The organism is Streptomyces pyxinicus (assembly GCF_024753135.1).
GTDB classification, from domain to species: domain Bacteria; phylum Actinomycetota; class Actinomycetes; order Streptomycetales; family Streptomycetaceae; genus Streptomyces; species Streptomyces pyxinicus.
On the sequence record NZ_JANUGP010000003.1, the window covers coordinates 221094 to 240665 of the forward strand.

The 19572-nt window shown below is 73.8% G+C and carries 19 protein-coding genes; 12 read left to right on the top strand and 7 right to left on the bottom strand.

Annotation, left to right across the window (positions count from 1 at the left end; genetic code table 11):
- Window positions 1-40: 40 nt before the first annotated feature.
- Window positions 41-226: a hypothetical protein gene (locus NX794_RS06275; RefSeq protein ID WP_258777187.1), complete on the bottom strand. Its 186-nt coding sequence runs from the start codon at window positions 224-226 to the stop codon at window positions 41-43.
- A 56-nt stretch (window positions 227-282) separates the two neighbouring features.
- Window positions 283-537 carry a response regulator transcription factor gene (locus NX794_RS06280; protein ID WP_258777188.1) on the bottom strand — a complete coding sequence of 85 codons (255 nt, stop codon included), beginning with the start codon at window positions 535-537 and terminating at the stop codon, window positions 283-285.
- A 299-nt stretch (window positions 538-836) separates the two neighbouring features.
- Between NX794_RS06280 and NX794_RS06285 the strand changes: the two genes are divergently transcribed.
- Window positions 837-1634 (top strand): alpha/beta fold hydrolase, encoded by a 798-nt coding sequence (locus tag NX794_RS06285; protein WP_258777189.1) that lies wholly within the window; start codon window positions 837-839, stop codon window positions 1632-1634.
- 15 nt (window positions 1635-1649) lie between these two features.
- Here NX794_RS06285 and NX794_RS06290 read toward each other — a convergent pair whose 3' ends face one another.
- From NX794_RS06290 to NX794_RS06300, 3 genes are all read right to left on the bottom strand, one after another.
- Complete coding sequence (locus tag NX794_RS06290) at window positions 1650-2069, bottom strand: acyl carrier protein (protein WP_258777190.1); 420 nt, start codon at window positions 2067-2069, stop codon at window positions 1650-1652.
- 91 nt (window positions 2070-2160) lie between these two features.
- A complete protein-coding gene (locus NX794_RS06295; RefSeq protein ID WP_258777191.1) occupies window positions 2161-3150 on the bottom strand; it encodes a macrolide 2'-phosphotransferase in 990 nt (329 codons plus the stop codon).
- The gene (locus NX794_RS06300) at window positions 3147-4505 is read right to left on the bottom strand and encodes an MFS transporter (RefSeq protein ID WP_258777192.1); all 1359 of its coding nucleotides are present in this window, start codon (window positions 4503-4505) and stop codon (window positions 3147-3149) included. The genes NX794_RS06295 and NX794_RS06300 overlap by 4 nt, the downstream gene beginning before the upstream one ends.
- Before the next feature lie 359 nt (window positions 4506-4864).
- Here NX794_RS06300 and vioD point away from each other — a divergent pair, with 359 nt between their 5' ends.
- From vioD to NX794_RS06335, 7 genes are read left to right on the top strand one after another with little or no spacing between them, the layout of a single operon-like run.
- Entirely contained in the window at window positions 4865-6001 is a 1137-nt protein-coding gene (gene vioD / locus NX794_RS06305) for a capreomycidine synthase (RefSeq protein WP_258777193.1), read from the top strand.
- Entirely contained in the window at window positions 6001-7923 is a 1923-nt protein-coding gene (locus NX794_RS06310) for a non-ribosomal peptide synthetase (RefSeq protein WP_258777194.1), read from the top strand. The genes vioD and NX794_RS06310 overlap by 1 nt, the downstream gene beginning before the upstream one ends.
- Window positions 7924-7929: 6 nt before the next feature.
- On the top strand, window positions 7930-8958 hold the full coding sequence (vioC, locus tag NX794_RS06315; RefSeq protein ID WP_258777195.1) for an arginine beta-hydroxylase, Fe(II)/alpha-ketoglutarate-dependent: 1029 nt from the start codon (window positions 7930-7932) through the stop codon (window positions 8956-8958).
- Between the two features lie 7 nt (window positions 8959-8965).
- On the top strand, window positions 8966-9712 hold the full coding sequence (locus tag NX794_RS06320; protein WP_258777196.1) for a GNAT family N-acetyltransferase: 747 nt from the start codon (window positions 8966-8968) through the stop codon (window positions 9710-9712).
- A 48-nt stretch (window positions 9713-9760) separates the two neighbouring features.
- Window positions 9761-10819 (top strand): Gfo/Idh/MocA family protein, encoded by a 1059-nt coding sequence (locus NX794_RS06325; RefSeq protein ID WP_258777197.1) that lies wholly within the window; start codon window positions 9761-9763, stop codon window positions 10817-10819.
- Window positions 10816-11790 carry an NAD-dependent epimerase/dehydratase family protein gene (locus NX794_RS06330; protein ID WP_258777198.1) on the top strand — a complete coding sequence of 325 codons (975 nt, stop codon included), beginning with the start codon at window positions 10816-10818 and terminating at the stop codon, window positions 11788-11790. The genes NX794_RS06325 and NX794_RS06330 overlap by 4 nt, the downstream gene beginning before the upstream one ends.
- A complete protein-coding gene (locus NX794_RS06335) occupies window positions 11787-12452 on the top strand; it encodes a PIG-L deacetylase family protein (RefSeq protein ID WP_258777199.1) in 666 nt (221 codons plus the stop codon). The genes NX794_RS06330 and NX794_RS06335 overlap by 4 nt, the downstream gene beginning before the upstream one ends.
- Before the next feature lie 52 nt (window positions 12453-12504).
- On the opposite strand, the gene NX794_RS06340 is transcribed toward NX794_RS06335, so the two are convergent.
- Window positions 12505-13881, bottom strand: a complete 1377-nt coding sequence (locus tag NX794_RS06340) for a condensation domain-containing protein (RefSeq protein WP_258777200.1) — start codon at window positions 13879-13881, stop codon at window positions 12505-12507.
- Between the two features lie 85 nt (window positions 13882-13966).
- Between NX794_RS06340 and NX794_RS06345 the strand changes: the two genes are divergently transcribed.
- The 4 genes from NX794_RS06345 (at window position 13967) to NX794_RS06360 (ending at window position 17876) form a co-directional block, all read left to right on the top strand.
- Window positions 13967-14731 carry a class I SAM-dependent DNA methyltransferase gene (locus NX794_RS06345; protein WP_309505965.1) on the top strand — a complete coding sequence of 255 codons (765 nt, stop codon included), beginning with the start codon at window positions 13967-13969 and terminating at the stop codon, window positions 14729-14731.
- A 65-nt stretch (window positions 14732-14796) separates the two neighbouring features.
- Window positions 14797-15990, top strand: a complete 1194-nt coding sequence (locus tag NX794_RS06350; protein ID WP_258777202.1) for an ATP-grasp domain-containing protein — start codon at window positions 14797-14799, stop codon at window positions 15988-15990.
- Between the two features lie 57 nt (window positions 15991-16047).
- The gene (locus NX794_RS06355) at window positions 16048-16809 is read left to right on the top strand and encodes a class I SAM-dependent DNA methyltransferase (protein ID WP_258777203.1); all 762 of its coding nucleotides are present in this window, start codon (window positions 16048-16050) and stop codon (window positions 16807-16809) included.
- Window positions 16806-17876, top strand: coding sequence for a glycosyltransferase family 2 protein (locus tag NX794_RS06360; RefSeq protein WP_258777205.1), 1071 nt, complete (start codon window positions 16806-16808; stop codon window positions 17874-17876). Before NX794_RS06355 ends, NX794_RS06360 begins: the two co-directional genes overlap by 4 nt.
- Here the strand turns inward: NX794_RS06360 and NX794_RS06365 are convergent.
- The gene (locus NX794_RS06365) at window positions 17861-19567 is read right to left on the bottom strand and encodes a CocE/NonD family hydrolase (RefSeq protein WP_258777206.1); all 1707 of its coding nucleotides are present in this window, start codon (window positions 19565-19567) and stop codon (window positions 17861-17863) included. The two genes, NX794_RS06360 and NX794_RS06365, sit on opposite strands and share 16 nt — an antisense overlap.
- Window positions 19568-19572: the final 5 nt, after the last annotated feature.

The window sequence follows — 19572 nt, forward strand, 5'->3', positions numbered from 1 at the left end:
CCCGTGGCGTGACCGGGCCGGTGAGCCGCCCCCGGCGGACTCAGCCGCCCCAGGACGTGTCGTCGCAGCGGAAATGCGGCATGCAGTCGGCCGCCGTGACGGACGTGGTGACGGAGGTCGTCCGCACGGACTCCGCGTGTTGGGCGGCCCCCACGAACCCGCACGCCACGAGAGCGGTGATCGCTACACAGAACCGGACACGCAGTGCGCAGATCAGACGCGTCATTATCAAGTCTCCTGTACTTGTGCCTTGTTGCCCGTTCATCGTGCTTCCCGCGCTGTTCAGTCGCCGAGGGCCGGCTCGGGTGCCGCACCGAGCGAGCCGGCCATCAGGGGCATGGCGCACATCAGTAGCTGCATGCGGTTGCGTGCGCCGGTCTTCGCCCGGATGCGGCGGATGTAAGTGTCCACGGTGTGGCGGCTGAGAGCCATGCGCTGGGCTATCGCGTCGTACGTCAGCCCGTCCGCCATGTGCACCAGCACCTGTCGCTCCCGCCGGCTCAGCGGCGCGGCCGGGGTGATGACAGTGTTGTCCATTCGCTTGCGGCCCTCCTGGTCGTGAAGGGGGTCTGAGTGGTGCCTGGAGGGCCGTGCCCGGCGGGCCGGGCCCTTCGGGAGAAATCCTGGCCCGGGAGCGGGTCCAGTGGGGCGGGAAGCCCGCTCATCAAGCTGTCGTGCAAGAAGAGGAGGAGGGGGCAGAGGGGGACAAAAGTGCGAAGCGGTGCTCCTGCGGGAGTCCGACCCCTGGCCGCTGACCTGCGCCGCCCTAGCATGGCGGCTGTGTGGCGGCCCGGTGCTCCGGTCGCCCACGCCGGGACCGACCGCGAGGAGGGGACGTGCGCACACTGCGGGTGGCGGGCGCCGAGTTCGACGTACGGGACGAGGGCGACGGGGAGCCCGTACTGCTCGTGGCGGGCAGCGGAGCCGCCGGCCGGGTCTGGGACCTGCACCAGGTGCCCGCCCTGCGCGCGGCGGGCTTCCGGGTCCTGACCTTCGACCGACGACCGCTCCAGGAGACGTCCTCCCCGCCGGACCCGCGTGCCCTCGCCGCAGAACTATCGCACGTGCTGGCCGAGTTGGGCCTACCCGGGTGCCGGGCCGTCGGCGCTTCCTTCGGGGGCGAGGTCGTACAGGAGCTGATGCTCAGCCGGCCGGAGCTGGTGACGCGGGCCGTACTGATGGCCACGCGCGGTCGCGGCGACCTGTCCGGCAGAACGATGGCCGACGCGGAGCGGGAGCTGGCCGCCGCCGGGGTGCGGCTGCCGCCGCGCTACGCGGCCTGGCAGCGCGCCGTGCTCAATCTGTCGCCCGCCACCTGGCGGCGCGAGGACGAACTGCTCGACTGGCTCGACCTGTTCGAGGCGGCCGAGCGCGCCGGGACCGCCCCGGTGCCGGTCCCGGCCGGCGGCGAGCCGGCGGACCGGCTCGCCGCGCTCGGCCGGGTGTCCGTCCCGGTCCTCGTGCTGGGCTTCGAGCACGACCTGATCGTGCCCCCGTGGCTGTGCCGCGAGGTCGCCGGGGCACTGCCCCGTGGACGGTACGCCGAACTCGCGGAGTGCGGGCACTACGGATATCTGGAGCGGCCCGCCGAGGTGAACGCCGCGCTGCTGGAGTTCCTCACCACCGCGGCCTGACCCGGGCGGTACGGGTCAGTGCTCCCGGGCGGACTCGCCCAGCACGTCCCCGAGCAGCCGGTGGGCGAGGGCCAGCCGCTCGTCGGCCGACAGCCGTGCCAGCGCCGGCCACAGCACGTCCACGCCGCCCGCCGGGGCGGCGGCCCGCTCGGGGGTCCGCGCCGGGGCGTCCGGTACGGCGGCGGACCCCGCGCCGGGCGTCTCGGGCGCGGCGGGCGTGGCCGGGGCCGCGAGCAGGTCGGCGACCGACGGGGCGGTCAGCAGGTCCTGGAGGGCGATCTCCCAGCCGTGGTCGTGCTCCAGGGAGCTGACCAGGCGGGCCGCGTCCAGCGAGGAGCCGCCCAGCTCGAACCAGCCGCCGTCCAGGTCCTCCTGGCCAAGGTAGGTGCGGGCCAGCTTCAGGGCCTGGGCGCGGGTTTCGTCCGTCAGGGTCATCGCTTCGTTCTCCTTCTCGGGCTGGGTGGAACCGGTGTGCGGGGCGGATGGGCGGTCGTCAGGGAGGGGGAGGTCGGTCGGGCGGCCCGGGTCAGGGGGTGGCGTGCGGGTCCGGGGCCGGGTGGGTGGCGGGTTCCGGCGGGGCGCCGGGTTCCGGGGGCGGGGCGGCGAGCCGGTCGCGGGCCACGGCGGTGAACGCCGGACGGCCGGTGCGCGCGCCCAGCAGCCCCACATGGGCCCAGCGGAACGACGCCCGCAGCAACACGCGTTCGCGCAGGCCCGGCTGGACCGTGCCGCCGCCGCGCCGGTACGCCGACAGCAGCCGGTCGAGCAACGGGCCGCCGCCCGCCAGGTACTGGTCGACGAAGTCCGCCGCCGGATCGTCGAAGGCGGCGTTCGTCCAGTCCAGGACGCCGGTCACCGCCTCCGACCCCGGACCGACCAGGGTGTGCCCCGGATGCATGTCGCCGTGCGTGAGCCGGGCCTGGTGGGTCCAGTGCCGCTCGTCGTCCAGCCAGGCCCGCCAGTGCGCGTACCAGGGCTCGGGCAGCGGTACGGCGGTCCGGGCGTCGGCCAGCGTCCGGGCCAGTTCCTCGCGCACCAGGCCCGGTTCGCGCGGCGGGATCCCCGCGTCCACGGCTTCCTCCACCGGCATCCGGTGCAGGGCGGCGAGGGCCGACCCGAGAGAGGTCACGTACCCGGTGCCGGGCCGGCCGCACCCGGCGGCCGGATGCCACTCGTAGCGCAGACCGGCCGGGTCCTCGGCGCCGGCGGGGACGCCGCCGAGCCTGCGGTAGGCGATGAACGCGCGGTCGGCGTGCTCCCAGCGGGGCACGGCCACCGGCAGCACGGGCCGGACCGCGGCGAGCACGGCCGCCTCCGCGGCGATACGGTCGGCGCTGCGGCTGCGGCGGGGCAGCCGCAGGATCCAGTCGGCGCCCTCGGTGTCCTGGACCATGACCACCCGGAAGTCCCAGCCCGTGTCGTCGAGGACTGCCGTCGCCGGACGCAGGGACAGCCCGCGGGAGGCGGCCGACTCCAGGGCGCCGGTGAGGACTTCACGCGGGTCGGGGGCGGTCATGAGGACTCCGTCCGGTCCACGGCGGCGCCGGTGTCCGGGACGGGCGCGCTCTCGCCGGAGCCGTCCGCGGGCCGCGGTGCCGTGCCCGTCAGCGAGCCGCCCAGGACGTAGTCCTCGGGGATGTCGCGGAGGGTGCGCAGCGGTGAGTAGTAGATCCACAGGAAGGACAGGGTCGTCGCGATGCCCGCGATCCACAAGGTGGTCCGGGCGCCCAGGAGTTGGCCGAGGAGGCCGCCGAGCACCGCGCCCAGCGGCAGGGTGCTCCACACCAGCAGCCGGTTGAAGGCGCTGACCCGGCCGAGCAGCCGGTCCGGGGTGATGGACTGCCGGAAGGTGACGACGATGACGTTGTAGACGACCATGCCCGCCGAGGAGACGAACAGGCCCAGGCTGACCAGGGAGAGCCGCCACCCGGTGTCCACCAGGGGCACCAGCGTGAAGCCGGCGCCGGCCACCAGGGTGGCCGTCCAGATGGCCGGCCCGTGCCCCAGCCGCCGTGCCACCTTCGCGGCCAGCACGCCGCCGAGCAGGCCGCCGACGCCCTCGAAGGTCAGCAGCAGACCGATGACACCCCCGCCGAGGTCCAGGTCACGGGCGAGCAGCACCGGGATCATCGGAGTGCCCACGCTCCAGAAGAGGTTGAAGCACGCGGTGCTGAGGGACGTGCGCCGCAGCAGGACGTCGCCCAGGACCGCGCGCAGCCCCTCGGCCGCGTCCTTCCGCCACGAGCCGGGTTTCCCGTCGGCGTGCTCGGGCAGCGGTTCACGCCCCCGCACCAGCAGTACACAGCCCGCCGACCACAGGTAGCCGCCGACCGACACCAGGACGGCCACCGGCGCGGCCAGCGCCTGCACCAGCACGCCACCGAGACCCGGGCCGGCGGCCTGGGCCACCGACTGGACCACCTGGAGTCGGGTGTTCGCGTCGATCAGCCGGTCCCGGGGCACCAGCGAGGGCACGTAACTCGCGTACCCCACCTCGAAGAAGACGGTGAGCAGCCCGAACACGAAAGCCACAGCGATGAGTTGGGCCGCCGTGAGGACACCGGCCCACCAGGCGACCGGGATCCACAGCAGCAGTACGGCGCGGGCGGCGTCCGTGGCCAGCAGCAGCGGGCGCTTGCGCACCCGGTCCGCCCACACACCGGCCGGGACGCTCGCCAGCAGGTAGGGCAGCGACTCGGCGGCCGACAGGGCTCCCACCTCCAGCGGGGAGGCGTCCAGACTGACCACGGCCACCAGCGGCAGGGCCAGTGTCAGGATCTGTGTGCCGAACTGACTGATGCCGTCCGCGAGGAATATCTGACGGAAATCGCCCAGCCGCAGAATGCTGTCGGCCGGAATTTTTGGACGCATGGCGGTAATAGTGCCATGGGAAACTCGACAGGTCACTAGTGCGTCCACCAGTACATCGGCGAGTGGCCCGAGCGGCGCTGTTCCAGCGGGCCCGGGCCCTTGCCGGCCGACCGATATCGCCGCTCCTGCCTGCGGAGATGGCGAACCGGACGGAATGATTCCGCCGTGTGGGGGCGAGGGCGGGTGCCCTGTCACGTACTCACGTTACTTGTAACCGTGACGAACCCCTTGATTTAATCAGGGCAGTCGGCACCGATTTCCCCCGCCGAGTCGAGGCGCATGGTGAGTGCCCGGACGCATTGTCCACCGATTTTTCTGAGCCCTTATCCGATGAGGTTTTCTTCGTGTCACGGACTCGAATGGAATTCAATGCATCGCGCCATGCGGAGCCTCCGGTACTGGAGGAGTGGTACCGGCGCAGGCTCGACCAGGCGGAGCGGGACATCAGCTCCAGCGGAGTGCACCCCTACACCTACGCCGAACTGCGCGAGCTGACCGGCCTCCAGGCAACCGACCTCGACGGCATCCTCGTCGACGACAGCACCTCACAGGGCTCGCCCGAGCTGCGCCGGGCCATCGCCGACCGCTATCTCCCCGGCCGGGCCGACCGCGTCATGGTCACCCACGGCTCCAGCGAGGCGATCGCCCTGACCCTGGAGACCCTGCTCTCGCCGGGCGACCGGGTGGTCCTGCCGGACATGCTGTACCACTCGCTCGTGCACTATCCGCGGGCGGCCGGCTGTGTCCTGCACCCCGTGCCGCTGGACGTGTTCACCGCCGCCGACACCGACCCGCGAGCCCTGGAGCGGGCGATTCCCGCGGACACCCGGGCGGTGATCGTCAACTTCCCGCACAACCCGACGGGCGCCACCCTCACCGACACCGCGTACCGGGGACTGCTCGACCGGGTCGAGGAGATCGGCGCGGTCCTGGTCTGGGACGCGGCGACGGCCGAGATGAGCTGGTACGGGCCACCGCTGCCCGACCCCGGCACCCGGTATGCGCGCACCGTCAGCTACGGCACCTTCTCCAAGGCGTTCGGGCTGCCCGGTCTCCGCGTCGGCTGGTGCGCGGCGCCCGAGGAGCTGATCGAACGCAGCTTCACCGTGCGCGACCGCACCACCCTGTTCCTCTCCCCGCTGGTGGAGACGCTGGCCACCGCCGCGATGCGCGCCGCGGACGCCCTGATCGCGCCCCGCCGGGCCGAGGCCCGCGCCAACCTGACCGTGCTGGAGAAGTGGGTCGCCGACCACGCGGGCCTGGTCGCCTGGACACCCCCGCGCGGCGGGGTCTGCTGCCTGCTGGAGCTGCCCGGCGTCACCGACTCCGAGCGTTTCTGCGCCGAACTCCTGGAGACGTACGGCACCTTGCTCGTCCCCGGCACCGCCTTCGGCCGCGAGGGCGCCGTACGCCTCGGATTCGGCGGTACCGAGAAGGAGTTCACCGACGGGCTGGACACGCTCTCCGCCTTCCTGCGGGCCCGGGACGGCCGCTGATGACCGCTTCCCCGACGACGGGCGGGGCCGACGCCCTGTCCCGGCTCTGGCACGAGGTGGTGGCCGCGCACGGCGACCGCCCCGCGCTCACCGACGGGCACCGCACCCTGACGTACCGTCAGGCGCACGCCGCCGCACGGTCCGTGGCCGGCCGGCTGGCCGCCGCGGGCGCCGGTCCCGGCCGGTACGTGATGCTGCACGCGGCGGCCCCGCTGGACGCCGTCCTGACCATGCTGGGCACACTGGCCGCGGGTGCCGCCTTCGCCGTCCTGGAGGACGGCCTCCCCGAGGCCGCCCGCGCCGCCCGCTGCGCCCGCGTCGACGCCGCCCTGCTCGTCGGGCGCGGCCCCGCGCCCCGTGGGGCGGCCCTGCCCTGGGTGGACCTCGGCCCCCAGCTGGACGGTACCGGGGCGGACCCGGCGTCCGTCCCCGGTGACGGCGCGAGCACGCCCGGCGGTCCCGCGTACGCCATGTTCACCTCCGGGTCCACCGGCGAGCCCAAGGCCGTCGGCATCGGGCGGGACGCGCTGCACGGGTTCGCCCTGGCGGCCGCCGCCCGGCTCGGCCTCGGCCCCGGGGACCGGTGGCTGCAACTGGCCTCCCTCGGGTTCGACGTGGTCGTGGAGGAGGTCTTCCCCGTGCTCACCCGCGGCGGGACCGTCGTCTGCCGCCCGGACACCGCCGTACCGGACCCGGAGGAACTGCACGCCCTGCTCGGCGATCAGCGCGTGACCACCGTGGAACTGTCCACCCAGTACTGGCGCGAGTACGCGCACTGGCTGGACGTCCGGGGCGCGACCACCCCGGCCGCGCTGCGCCGGGTGCTGGTCGGCGGCGAACGCATGGACCCCGGGGACTGGCGGCGCTGGGAGCGCGCCGGACACGCCGGGCTCGTACACGTCTACGGGCTGACCGAGTGCACCGTCACCTCCACCATGTACGAGGGACCGCTGCCGGACGACGCCACGGAAGTCCCGATCGGCACCCCGCTCGCCAACGCCGACGTCAGCGTGCGCGACGCCGAACGGCGGCCGGTGCCGCCCGGCACCGTCGGGGAGATCCACATCGGCGGCCCCTCACTGGCCCCCGGCTACCTCGGCGACCCGGAGCAGACCGCGCGGCGGTTCGTCACCGGCGCGGAGCCCGGCGGCGGACGGCTGTACGCCACCGGCGACCTCGGCCGCGTCCTGCCCGGCGGCGACGTGGAGTTCCACGGCCGGGTGGACGACCAGATCAAGATCCGCGGTCACCGGCTCGAACCGGCCTCGGTGGAACGCCTGCTGACGGCCGATCCGGCGGTCGCCCAGGCCGTCGTCCTCCCGGACACCCGGACCCGCGGCACCCTGCTGGCCTGCCTCGTCCCGGCCGGACCGGTCACGGCGGCGGACGGCGTGACGCCGGTCACCGCCGAGCAGCGCGCGCGGCTCCTCGCCGGACTCACCGCCGAACTGCCCGGCTGGGCCGCGCCCCAGCAGTTCTTCTGGACCGGCGCCCTGCCGAAGAACGCCCACGGCAAGGTGGACCGCCACGCCCTCACCGCGCTCCTGACCGCCACCGGCCCGGACGGCGACACCGCCACCGGCCCGGACGGCGACAGTGGCACGGCCGGGACCCCGGGCGCCCCGGTCCCGGGCGCGGCGAGCGGTGCGAACGACCCGCTCGACGTCGTCCTGCGACGCTTCCGGGAGCTGCTGGCGGACCCCGGGCTGGAGAGCGACGCGGACTTCTTCGCCAGCGGCGGCCAGTCGATCCTCGCCATGCGCCTGGTCACGGAACTCCGCGCCGACTTCCCCGGCACCGTCGGACTGCGGGCCACGACCGTCTTCGACCACCCGACACCCCGCCGCCTCGCGCAGTGGCTCGCCACGGCGCGGACCCGCCCGGTGCCGGCACCGTTCCCACCTGTCATACGTAAGGACTGAACTGCCATGGACACCCCCGCCGAGGAGCACGTTCTGCTCCTGACCCCGGACGAGGCGCGGCAGACGGCCGAGCTGACGATCGACGCCGCGCGGCGCTACACCGGCGACGACGACCCGGCACTCCTGCTCGACCTGCCCCGGCTCGCCGCGGACCTCCCGGTGCGCACCCAGCGGTTCCTGCGCACCTTCGCCATCGACGAACCCACCGGCCACTGCGTGATCAGCGGACACCTCTTCGACCAGGACCGCATCGGCCCCACCCCGGAGCACTGGCGCGGCCGGCCCCGCCCCAACCGGGAGTTCCCCGAGGAGATCCTCGTCCTGCTGTACGCGGCGCTGCTCGGCGAGCCGTTCGGCTGGACCACCCAGCAGGACGGCCGGCTGGTGCACGACATCTTCCCCATCCGCAGCCACGAGAACGACCAACTCGGCCTCGGCAGCAAGGAACTGCTGACCTGGCACACCGAGGACGCCTTCCACCCGCACCGCGGCGACTACCTGGTCCTGGCCTCCCTGCGCAACCCCGACAAGGTCGCCACCACCGTCGGCTGCTACGCCCACGGAGCGCTCTCCGAGGACGACCTGGAGGTGCTCTTCGCGGAGCGCTTCCACATCGCGCCCGACGAGTCGCACCTGCCCAAGAACAACTCCGTCCGCACCGACGGCGACTCCGAGCGGTTCGCCACCATCGAGCGGCTGATCCACGAACGCCGCCCGGTGGCCGCCCTGTTCGGCCCGCGCCAGGAGCCGTACCTGCGGCTGGACCCGTACTTCATGGAGGTCCCCGAGGACGACCCGGAGGCCCGCCGCGCCCTCGACAACCTGATCGCGGTCGTCGACGCCGGGCTGCGCGAGGTCGCCCTGGAGCAGGGCGACTGCCTGTTCGTCAACAACCACCGCGTGGTCCACGGCCGGCTGCCCTTCACCGCCCGCTACGACGGCACCGACCGCTGGCTCAAGCGCATCAACGTCACCCACGACCTGCGCCGCTCCCGCACCATGCGGGCGAGCGCCGGCAACCGCCTGATCGGCTGAGGCGGCCGTGGCGGACCTGTCGGCCCTCACGGTCACCAGCCTGGAGCGGGCGCCCGAGCTGGAGCCGGCCGTCGACGAACTGATCACCGGCAACATGCCCGCGTTCATGAGCTGGGAATCGCCCGGCAACTGGCGCTGGCACCGGCTCTACGACACCCACCCGGCCCACCAGATCTGCGTCCTGGACGAGGAGGGCCGGCTGGTGGCCGCCGCCAACGGCCTGCCGATCGGCTGGGACGGCACGACCGCCGGCCTGCCGGGGGGCTCCGACGACGTACTCGTCTCCGCGTTCGACGGACCCGCCGCCCGTCCGGACACGCTGTGCATGCTCTCCGTCAGCGTCTCCGCCCGGCTGCGCGGCAGCGGCCTCGCCGAACGGCTGCTGACCCGGGCCGGGGACGCGGCGCGCGCCGCGGGCCTGCGCGGGGTCCTCATCCCGGTCCGCCCCACCCGCAAGGCCCGCTACCCGCTCGTCCCGATGGCCGACTACGCGCGCTGGCGGCGGCCGGACGGCACACCGTTCGATCCCTGGCTGGCCACCCACGCCGCGCTGGGCGCCGAACTGCTCGGCCCCTGCGACCGCTCGCTGGTGATCAGCCAGCCCGCCTCCCGCTGGGAGGAGATCGCCGGACACCCGCTGCCCGGCCCCGCGCGCCATCTCGTACCCGGCGCCCTCGCCCCGCTGGAGGTCTCGGCGGACGGCGAAGGCGTCTACGCGGAGCCCAACTTCTGGGTGTTCCACCCGGCCACCTGACCCGCCCCTCCCATCCCCCCCCCGCACACCACACCCGAGGAGTCGCCCATGCCCCCGCTGCGACTGGCCGTCGTCGGCTGCGGAGCCGCCGCCCGGTCCTGTCACCTGACCGCGCTGCCCCACGTCCCGCAGATCCGGCTCACCGCCCTGATCGACCCGGACCCCGAGCAGGCCCGAGCCGCCCTCGACTGGTACACGGAACAGGGCGGCAGCGCCGATGACGTGCTGATCGCCCGCTCGGTGGAGGAGGCCGCCGACGCCTTCGACGCCGCCGTGGTCGCCGTACCGCACACCCTGCACGCCGCCGTCGCCGGGGACCTGCTGGCCCGGGGCAAGCACGTGCTGCTGGAGAAGCCGATGGCGACCTCCGCCGCGGACGCCGAGGCCCTCGCCGCCGCCGCGGCCGCCGCCCCGGACACCCACCTGCTGATGGCCCACCCGCGGCGGCTGTTCCCCGCCAACGCCTGGGTACGCGGCCTCATCCAGGACGGCGAGCTGGGCACCGTGACCCGGGTCAAGTGGACCGAGGGGCACCCGTACAGCTGGGAGCCGGTCTCCTGGTCGATGTTCGACCGGGCTCTCGCGGGCGGCGGTGTCCTCACCGACACGGCCTCCCACGTCTTCGACATCCTGCTGTGGTGGCTCGGCCCGGACGTCGAGGTGGTCGACTACGTCGACGACAGCCTCGGCGGCGTCGAGGCCGACGCCGTCGTCACCCTGCGCGTCGGGGGCGTGGAGACCGTGCTGGAACTCAGCAGGGTCCGCGCGCTCGGCATCAACTGCGTCGTCACCGGTACCGCCGCCGAGGTCAGCGTCGGCACCGACTTCCCGGCCGGCGAGTGCACGCTGGTCACCGCCTCCGGCGAGGAACTGCACCGAGGCGACGTCCGGGCCGTACCGCCCGCCCAGGACGAGTGGGACGACCTGTTCGTCGAGCAGCTCCGCAACTTCGCCGACGTGTGCTCCGGCGCGGACGTGGCGCCGCACGCCACCGCCGAGGACGGACTGCGCGTCGCCCGGCTGATCGAGCAGTGCTACACGGGGCCCGCGCGGCGCCCGCTGGCCCAGCCCTGGCTGACCGGGACGACTTCGAGGAGCGTGGCATGAACGACTTCGCGGGCAGGCGCATCGTCGTCACCGGCGCCAGCGGGTTCATCGGCGCCCGCGTGGTGGAGCGGCTGGTGCTGGACACCGGTGCCGAGGTCCGCGCGCTGGTGCGCGGCTACGGCCGGGCCGCCCGGCTCTCCGTGCTGCCGCAGGAGCGGCTCACCTTCCAGACCGTTGACCTGGACGACCCGCGGAGCCTGCGCAAGGCCCTGCACGGCGGCGACCTGGTCGTGCACTGCGCGTTCGGGTCCCAGGGCGAGGTGGCGGACCGCTGGCGCACCACCGTCGAGGGGACCGCGAACCTGCTCGCCGCGGCCAAGCTCGCCGGCGCGGACAGGCTGGTGCACCTGAGCACCGTCGACGTGTACGACACGACCGGCCTGACCCGTTTCGACGAGACGGCCCCGCCGCTCCCGGAGAACGCCGACGACCGCGAGTACGAGCAGCAGAAGGCCGCCGCCGAACGGCTGGTGCTGGCCGCGCACGGCGACGGACCCGAGACCGTCGTCCTGCAGCCCGGCGTGGTCTACGGACCCTGGGGCGGACAGTGGACCGTCGCCCAGCTGACCCGCCCGGCGGAGGAGTTCGAGGAGCTGGCGGTGACGGGTGCCGGCGGCGCCTGCAACGCGGTCTACGTCGACGACGTCGTGGACGCCGTGCTGGCCGCCCTCGCCGAACCCGCGGCGGCGGGGCGGAAGTTCCTCGTGGGCGGGCCCGACGAGCCCGGCTGGGGCGAGTTCTTCGACCGGCTGCGCGAGATCCGCGGTCTGACCGCCCCGGCCGGCACCGCCGCCCGCGGGGCCGTGCCCGACTGGGAGCAGGCCCTCTACGCCAGCCCCGCCCGGGTGGACGCCGCCCTCGCCGCGCGCGTCCTGACCGCGCCCCGGACCACCCTGGACGACGGCATGGCGCGCACGGCCGAGTGGGCGCGCTGGGCCGGGTACGGAGCGCCGGGCGGAGCGAGCCGGTGACCCGGGTCCTCGTGATCGCCCCGCACCCCGACGACGAGGTCATCGGCTGCGGCGGCTCCATCGCCAAACTCGCCCAGTCCGGCGCGGAGGTCACCGTCGTCATCGTGATCCGCCGTGAGCGCGGACTCGCCGACCACGGGGTCGGGGACGAGGAGTTCTCGGCGGAGACCACGGACGCCTGCCGGGTGCTCGGCGTCAAGCGGTGCATCACGCTGGACGAGCCGTCCCGTGACTTCGCCGCCGACCGGCGGCTGCACCTCGCCGTCGTCAAGGTGCTGCGCGAGGTCCGCCCCGACCGGGTGTACCTGCCGCACCGCGACGACGGGGACATGGAGCACCGGGCCGTCCACCGGCTCGGCCTGGAGTCGCTGTGGATGGCGGAGTCCGACTTCTTCGAGGAGGCCGGGCCGCCCGCGCCGCCGCCGTCCCTGGTGCTGGGCTACGAGGTCTGGGCCCCGCTCGGCGAGGCCCAGTACACCGAGGACGTCACCGACCAGATCGAGCTGAAGGTGGCGGCCATGCGCTGCTACCGCTCCCAGCTGCGGCACGCGGCCTGGGACGAGGCGGTGCGCGGGCTGGCGTCCTACCGGGCCGTCACCAGCGCGGGCCACGGCCACAGCGAGGCCTTCGAGGTGATCCGGATGGCCGGCGCGCCGTCCTGAACCGGTCCGGACCGGGGGCCGGCCGTGCGGCTCCCGGTCCGAGCGGGCCGGCTCAGCCGGCCCGCAGCACGTCCTCGATCGCCGTGTCCGGAGCAGTCAGGAACCTGTGCACCAAGGAGGTGAACTCATGAGCGAGCTCTCGCACGCTCTCCTCGCCGAAGACATCGGCGGGGAAGAGCACGGTGAAGTCCACACCGCTGTCGTCGACCGAGGCGAACAGCTCCAGGCTCTCGATCTGGTGCTGGTCGCCGGGCACCTCGGTCGGCTCCACCGACAGACCGCCGGTCTCGCGGCCACCGCCGCTCCAGCCGCCGGGCGCCACGTCGAAGAAGGTGCACGGCCGCTCCAGCAGCCGGCCGAGGTGGTGCGGGGCGAGCGAGGAGGTGACCTCCGGCGCCGGCACCTGGCCCAGCCGCTGCGTCTCCAGCACGGCCGAACGGACCGTGCGGCTCAGCTCCTTGAACGTCAGGGACGAGTCGATCCGCACCCGGACCGTGGCGTAGGTGGACAGGAACGCCACCAGGTCCAGCAGGTGCTCCTCGGTGCGCCGGGTCACCGGGATCAGCGCCGCGAGGTCGCTGCGCCCGCTGCGGGCGTGCAACGCGCACAGGTAGGCGGTGAACAGCACGACGAACGGGGTGGTGCGGGAGGAGCGGCAGTACTCCGCGAGCAGCGCGGCGGTCTCCGGCGGCAACGAGCCGTCGAACGTGCCCACCGCGTACCGGTCGTTGGTCTCGCGCAGCATCCCGGGCAGGTACACGGGCGCGTTGGTGCCGATGCCGTCCAGCAGTTCCGCGAAGCGGGCGATCATCTGGCGGGGGCTCGGGTCGCGGCCCAGCCACTCCGCCTCCCAGCGGACGAAGTCCGCGTAGGTGAAGCGCTGTTCGGGCAGCTTGGCCTCGCGATGCTCGACGGCCGCGGCGTACAGCTCCCACAGCTCGTTCACCAGGATCTCGAACGACTGGCCGTCCACCACGAGGTGGTCGACCGCGAGGCCCAGCAGATGGTCCTCCTCGCCCAGGCGGTAGACGACCCCGCTCATGAGCAGTCCGCCGTCCAGGTCGAGGTTCTGGCTCAGGAAGGCGCCGGCCCGGCGCAGCGCCTCGTCCGCCCGCTCGTCCTCGGGCAGCGCGGTGAGGTCCTCGTGGACGGGCGTGAAGGGCCGGGCGGGACGGATCTCCTGGCGCCCGGCCCGGCCCCGGTCGGGGAAGGCCGCGCGCAGCGCCTCGTGCCGGGCGACGAGCGTGGTCAGCGCGGCGCCCAGGGCGTCCGTGTCGAGGGGGCCGGTCAGCCGGAAGCCCCGGCCGAACATGCGGACCTCCACCCCGAGGCCGCGCTGCTCGACCCACTCCTGGATCGCCAGGCGGTCTATCTGGTCGGACAGCAGCGGAAGATCTGCGGAAAGGCTTCCCTCGTTCGCGGTGTGCATGCGAATTCTCCTTCTGGGATCGAAAAGGAAATGGCGGGCCGCGAAGTGCCCGGCGCGGAAATCGACACTACTGAATGGGGCGGTCATGACGCAATACGAAGCACGCACAGATTTCTTCGGCGAGTATGCCGACATTTATGCCGGGGCACCCTACAATGATTTCACCGAGGAAGTTTCCAAGAAACTCCCCGAGCTTATTTCCCATTACCGGGCCGGTACCGGCTCGTTGCTCGACCTGGGCTGCGGCACGGGCACGCTGCTGGTCGCGCTGGCCGGCCGCTTCGACCGGCTGACCGGCGTCGACCAGTCGCCGGACATGCTGCGGCACGCCGGGGCGGCCGCCGAGCGGGCCGGGGTGCGCGTCGACCTCGTCCGCGGGGACCTGCGCGACTACCGGGGCGAGCGGCGCCACTCCGTGGTCACCTGCACCTACAACACGGTCAACTACATGGTCGACGAGGGCGACCTGGAGCGCGCCGCCCGCACCCTGCGGGCCGCCACCGAGGACGGCGGCCTCGCCGTGCTCGACGCGCACCCGGTCTGGTTCGTCGAACGGGGCTGGGCCGGGCAGGTGTTCGTGGAGCAGAACACCGAGGACGTCCTGGAGGTCTGGGAGAACCCGTACGACGCCGCCACCGGCCGCGTGGACACCACGGTCACCGTCGTGCGCCGGACCCCCGAGGGCGGCTGGCACCGCGTCCACGAGACCCATCCGCAGCGCGGCCACGACCCTGCCGCGATCACCGCCGCCCTGCTCGCGGCTGGCTTCTCCAGCGTGGACACGTACGCCGGACTCGACCGTGAGCCGGTACGCGAGGACACCCGCCGTGTCTGGTACGTGGCCAGGTGACCGACACCCTCCTGATCCCCGGGATAGGCTCCGGAATGGACAGGTCGCTCGCCCGTGTGCAAGAAATGGGCGTGCGGACACTGGTCGTCACGGACCGGATCACCGAACGCGTCGAAAAAGGCGCCGATATTCTCCTGGAAGCCGACCCGGACGACTTCGGCGCCGTACTCTCGGCAATTCGTGCGGAGCGGCCCGGGAGAATATCCGGGGTCATGTCACTGGGCTACGACAATCCGCCGGTCGTGGCTCGGCTGGCCGCCGAGCTGGGCTGCCCCGGCGTGCCCGTCGAGGTGGCCGACCTGTGCACCCTGAAGGACCGCCGGATCGCCGCGCTGGACCGGGCCGGGCTGCCCGTGCCCCGGTTCGCCGTGGCCACCACCGCCGACGCGGCCCTCGCCGCGCTGGACCGGATCGGGCTGCCCGCCGTCGTCAAGCCCAGCGACCGCACCGGCTCCCTGGGCGTCGCCAAGCTGGACGGCCGGGACACGGCGCGGGGGCCCGTCGAGCAGGCCCTCGCCCTGAGCCCGACCGGCCGGGTCGTCGTGGAGGAGTACCTGTCCGGCACCGAGCACACCGTGGCCGGGTTCGCCCTCGACGGCGTCCTGCGGGTCACCGGGTTCGCCGACCGGGAGTACGGCGAGAAGGAACGCTTCTTCCCGCACTTCTTCGAGGGCGGCGACACCCTGCCCTCCGTGCTGGACGCGGAGCAGCGCGCCGAGGTGGTGCGGACGGTCCAGCGGGGCGTCGACGCGCTCGGGCTGACCACCGCCGTCGTCAACACCGACATCCTGCGCACCCCCGACGGGCGGGTGTACCTGCTGGAGATCACCTGCCGGCTGACCGGCGCCCGCATCGCCACCGAGGTCATGCCGCTCGCCACCGGAATCGACCCGCTGCCCAACGCCGTCCGTCTCGCCCTGGGCCGCCCCCTGGTCGAGGAGGAACTGCGCCGGACCCGTGACCGCGCGGTCGTCCAGCGCTATCTGCCCGCCGACGGAGGCACCGTCGGACGGGTCGGTGACCTGGCCGAACTCGCCCGTACCCCCGGTGTCCACGACGTCTTCTGGGGCCTGGACCTCGCCCCGGGCACCGTCCTGCCGCACTACCGCGGCGGTGACGAGGTGCTGGCCGGCGCGATCACCACCGGCCCGGACGCCGCCGCCGCCGAAGCCCTCGCCCTCGACGTGCTGTCCCGGCTGCCGCTCCACCTCACCGACCGCCCCGGAACGCGGCCGGCCCCGCCCGAACCGGCCCCCTGACCACGACCGCGCACCACACGCCCACCCCGCGCCCCACCCTCCGACAAGGGAACACCGATGACCACCACCGCGTACGACCACTGGTCCGACACCTACGAGTTGTTCGAAGGCGCCATGGCCGAGGACACCTGGCGCCTGGGCATCGGGGCCGAACTGGCCAAGCTGGCCGCCCCCGGCCCCGTCCGCATCCTCGACCTCGGCGCCGGCACCGGCATGGGCAGCCGGGTGCTCGCCGGTCTCGTCCCGCAGGGCGAGGTGACCTCGCTGGACCGCTCGGCGGCCATGCTGGAGCACGGCGGCATACCGCCCGAGCTGCGCGTCGTCGGCGACATGGCACGCTTCACCGTCGCACCCGACTCCTTCGACTTCGTGGTGTCCGGGTTCGACGCCCTCAACTACCTGACCCCCGCCGACCTCGCCGAGTGCCTGGGCAACGCGGCCGCCGCCCTGCGCCCCGGCGGCCACCTGATCTTCGACTACTCCTCCCGCAAGGTCCTCCAGGAGGACTGGCGGAACCTGGAGCACGAGGAGACCCGCGAGGGCGTCCGCCTGCACCGCACGCACCGCTGGGACCCCGTACTGGCCCGCAGCCGCTCGGTCCTCTCCCTGTACGGCGCGGACGGCCTGCGCTGGCGCGAGACCCATCTGCAGTACGTCGTCGACCCGTTCACCATGGAGGAACTCGGCCGGACGGCCGGCCTGCGCACGGTCCGGGTCCGCGACATCGACGGCGACGGCTTCACCCCCGGCCACACCACGCACCTCTACCTCCTGCGCAAGGACGAGCAGGGTGCCCCGGCCACCGGGGAGCGGGCATGACCGCCGCCGGGGCCGCCGCGGCCGACGAGCGCACCGAACGGGTACTGGCGAGCACCAGCGTGGTCATCGCGCTCCGTGACGACGTGCGCATCCTGGACTGCGTCGACTCGATCGACGAAGACGTGGAGATCGTGCTCGCGCTCAACGGCGCCACCGACGAGATCCGCCGCCTGCTGCGCGAACACCCGAGACCGCTGACCGTCACCGAGATCCCCGACGCGGGCAACCTCGGCGCCGCCTACAACGCGGGCGCCGAGGCGGCGACCGGACGCTATCTGCTGCTGATGGACTCGGACTGCACCTTCGCCCCCGGCGTGGTCCGCATGATGGCCGCGGCCGTCGCGGACGACCCGGTGGTCAAGGGCCAGGTCGTCTACGGCGAGTCCGGCAGCCTGATGAGCCGGCTCACCGCCCGCGTGCGCGAGTACGACGAGGGCGAGTACGTCAGCGCCCTGTCCCCGCCGCTCATCTACGACCGGGCGATCGTCGAGCACATCGGCGGCTACCACTTCGACGGCCTGATCCACTGGTGCGAGGACCGGGAGTTCGACTTCCGGCTCCAACTGGCCGGCATCCCCGTACGGCACGTCCCCGAGGCCCGGATCTTCCACGACGCCCAGGTCGGCCTCCAGAACATGCGCAGCTACTTCCGCTACGGCGTCGGCGAGGGCATCGCCCAGGAGACCGGCGTCTTCACCACCCCCGCCGTGCCCGTGCTGTGGCGGCTGTACGAGGCGAGCCGGACCCTCGCCGGGTGCGCCCGGCACAAGGGCGTCGGTGCCGCCGCCTACTACGCCCTGCTCAAGGCGGCGTTCCACACCGGCACCCTCTACCACCTGGTGCGCGACCCCTACGGGGTGCGGCCCCGGTATCCGGCGACCGCCGCCCGGGCCCGGATGCTCCGGGCGATCCCGCAGCACTGCACCGAGCTGACGCCCGCCCAGCGGGAGCGGCTGCGCCGGGCGCACCTGCGGGCCGGGCGGCGGATCGTGCCGCTCACGGACCTCACCGTGTTCCGGCACGACGCCGGGCCGAAGCCCGAACCGTCGCCTCAGGCGGCGTCGTGAGCGTCCGGCAGGCCGGGGGAGAGCGGGAGCAGCAGTCGCGAGGGTCGGCCGGGTCCGTGGTGGACCCGGTTGACGGCCGTGACGACGGGGGCGTCCGCCAGGGTCAGCGGGGTGCCGCCGGTGTTCGGATTGGGGTCGAAACGCGGGAAGTTGCTGCTGGACACCTCCAGCCGGACCCGGTGGCCGGGCCGGAAGACGTGCACGACGGTCCCGGCCGCCACCGCCAGCGCGTGGACCGTGTCCGGGGCCGGCGGACGCACCCCGTCCAGCCGGGCCCGGTGTCCGATCCGGACGACGCCGTCGCAGAGGATCTCCGCGCGGCCGTCCGGGTACACGTCGACCAGCTTGGCCGTGAAGTCGGTGTCGGGCGCGGACGAGGAGACGTACAGCTCGGCGACGACGCGCCCGGACACCACGAGCGGCGCGTCCAGCGGGGGACCGGTGTAGCAGAGCACGTCGGAGCGGTCCTCCACCGCGCGCTGGTCGAGGGGGCCGCAGTCGGCGCCGACGAGCATGCCCGTCATACAGGTCGCCCCACCGGCGGTCGGGACGGGGTCACGGGGGTCGTAGCGGTAGACGTCCGTGCCCTCCCGGCGGGGCGGCTCCAAGCGCAGCACGCCCGAGCCGTGCCGGGTGCGGGCGTCGCCGTCGCCGCCGAGGTGCAGCGCGAGCGGGGAACTGTCGGCGCCGGGCGGTCCGGCGGGGCGGACCCAGCGGTCCGCCCCGCTCGCGAACACCCGCACCGGCGGCCCGGCCTCGCCGGCCATCCCCTTCACATGCCGGTCGAAGAAGGCGAGATGGGCCGCCGTCATGTCGAACTCCGCCTCGTCGGCGCGGAGTCCGTAGCGCCGCTCGGGAAAGACGCCTCCGGTCACGCAGTGCGACCACGGGCCGATCAGCAGCTGGTCGCCGGGCCGGGGCGACGGCCCGCGCAGGGTGCCCGGCAGGAAGACGTCGTACCAGCCTCCGACGACCAGCGCCGGCGGCCGGGGCCCCCGCGGGGCGGCGGCCAGCCCGCGCCAGTGGGCGTCCGGCTCCGGGTGCTCAAGCCACTCGCGGTAGTAGGGGGCGAGCCGGTCCAGCAGCGGCAGCGCCCGCCACGGCGCCCGGTAGAGCTGGTCGATGCCGTCCAGCGCCTCCGCCACCGCGCGGACGTCCGCCGCGTCGCCCCCGGCGCGCTCGACCTGTCCGTGCAGCAGGTCGCCCAGCACCCAGTGCAGACAGAATCCGAGCTGGAAGGCACCGCCCAGATACGTCCAGCCCTCGTAGGGGTCGGCGGCGGCGACATGCGGGGCGACGGCCCGCAGCGCCGCCGGCGCGGCGGCCGCCGCGTGCCACTGCGCGGCACCCTCGTAGGACCGCCCGATCATGCCGATGGCCCCGTCGCACCAGCTCTGGCGGGCGGCCCACTCCACGGTGTCCCGGCCGTCGCGGGCGTCGTCCGCGAACGGCCGGAAGACCCCGCCGGACGCGTACCGGCCGCGCACGTCCTGCACCACGAGGCAGTACCCGGCCTCGACCAGCCGCATCCAGTTCAGCGAACGGCCCCCCGCCGACGACCCCTTGTCGTACGGGGTCCGCTGGAGGAGGGCCGGCAGGGGGCGGGAGGTGTCCGGGCGGTACACGTCCGCCCGCAGCACCACACCGTCACGCATGGGGACGGGTACGTCCCGGTCGATCACCAGTCGCACGAGCG

What these genes read in the sequence shown, in the direction of transcription:
- NX794_RS06310 (WP_258777194.1), top strand. Translation starts at nt 6,001, where the DNA reads ATGACCGCTTCCCCGACGACGGGCGGGGCCGACGCCCTGTCCCGGCTC.
- NX794_RS06350 (WP_258777202.1), top strand. Translation starts at nt 14,797, where the DNA reads ATGGGCGTGCGGACACTGGTCGTCACGGACCGGATCACCGAACGCGTC.
- NX794_RS06355 (WP_258777203.1), top strand. Translation starts at nt 16,048, where the DNA reads ATGACCACCACCGCGTACGACCACTGGTCCGACACCTACGAGTTGTTC.
- NX794_RS06300 (WP_258777192.1), bottom strand. Translation starts at nt 4,505, where the DNA reads ATGCGTCCAAAAATTCCGGCCGACAGCATTCTGCGGCTGGGCGATTTC.
- NX794_RS06325 (WP_258777197.1), top strand. Translation starts at nt 9,761, where the DNA reads ATGCCCCCGCTGCGACTGGCCGTCGTCGGCTGCGGAGCCGCCGCCCGG.
- vioD (WP_258777193.1), top strand. Translation starts at nt 4,865, where the DNA reads ATGGAATTCAATGCATCGCGCCATGCGGAGCCTCCGGTACTGGAGGAG.
- NX794_RS06345 (WP_309505965.1), top strand. Translation starts at nt 13,967, where the DNA reads ATGACGCAATACGAAGCACGCACAGATTTCTTCGGCGAGTATGCCGAC.
- NX794_RS06275 (WP_258777187.1), bottom strand. Translation starts at nt 226, where the DNA reads ATGACGCGTCTGATCTGCGCACTGCGTGTCCGGTTCTGTGTAGCGATC.
- NX794_RS06295 (WP_258777191.1), bottom strand. Translation starts at nt 3,150, where the DNA reads ATGACCGCCCCCGACCCGCGTGAAGTCCTCACCGGCGCCCTGGAGTCG.
- NX794_RS06280 (WP_258777188.1), bottom strand. Translation starts at nt 537, where the DNA reads ATGGACAACACTGTCATCACCCCGGCCGCGCCGCTGAGCCGGCGGGAG.
- vioC (WP_258777195.1), top strand. Translation starts at nt 7,930, where the DNA reads ATGGACACCCCCGCCGAGGAGCACGTTCTGCTCCTGACCCCGGACGAG.
- NX794_RS06360 (WP_258777205.1), top strand. Translation starts at nt 16,806, where the DNA reads ATGACCGCCGCCGGGGCCGCCGCGGCCGACGAGCGCACCGAACGGGTA.
- NX794_RS06290 (WP_258777190.1), bottom strand. Translation starts at nt 2,069, where the DNA reads ATGACCCTGACGGACGAAACCCGCGCCCAGGCCCTGAAGCTGGCCCGC.
- NX794_RS06340 (WP_258777200.1), bottom strand. Translation starts at nt 13,881, where the DNA reads ATGCACACCGCGAACGAGGGAAGCCTTTCCGCAGATCTTCCGCTGCTG.
- NX794_RS06330 (WP_258777198.1), top strand. Translation starts at nt 10,816, where the DNA reads ATGAACGACTTCGCGGGCAGGCGCATCGTCGTCACCGGCGCCAGCGGG.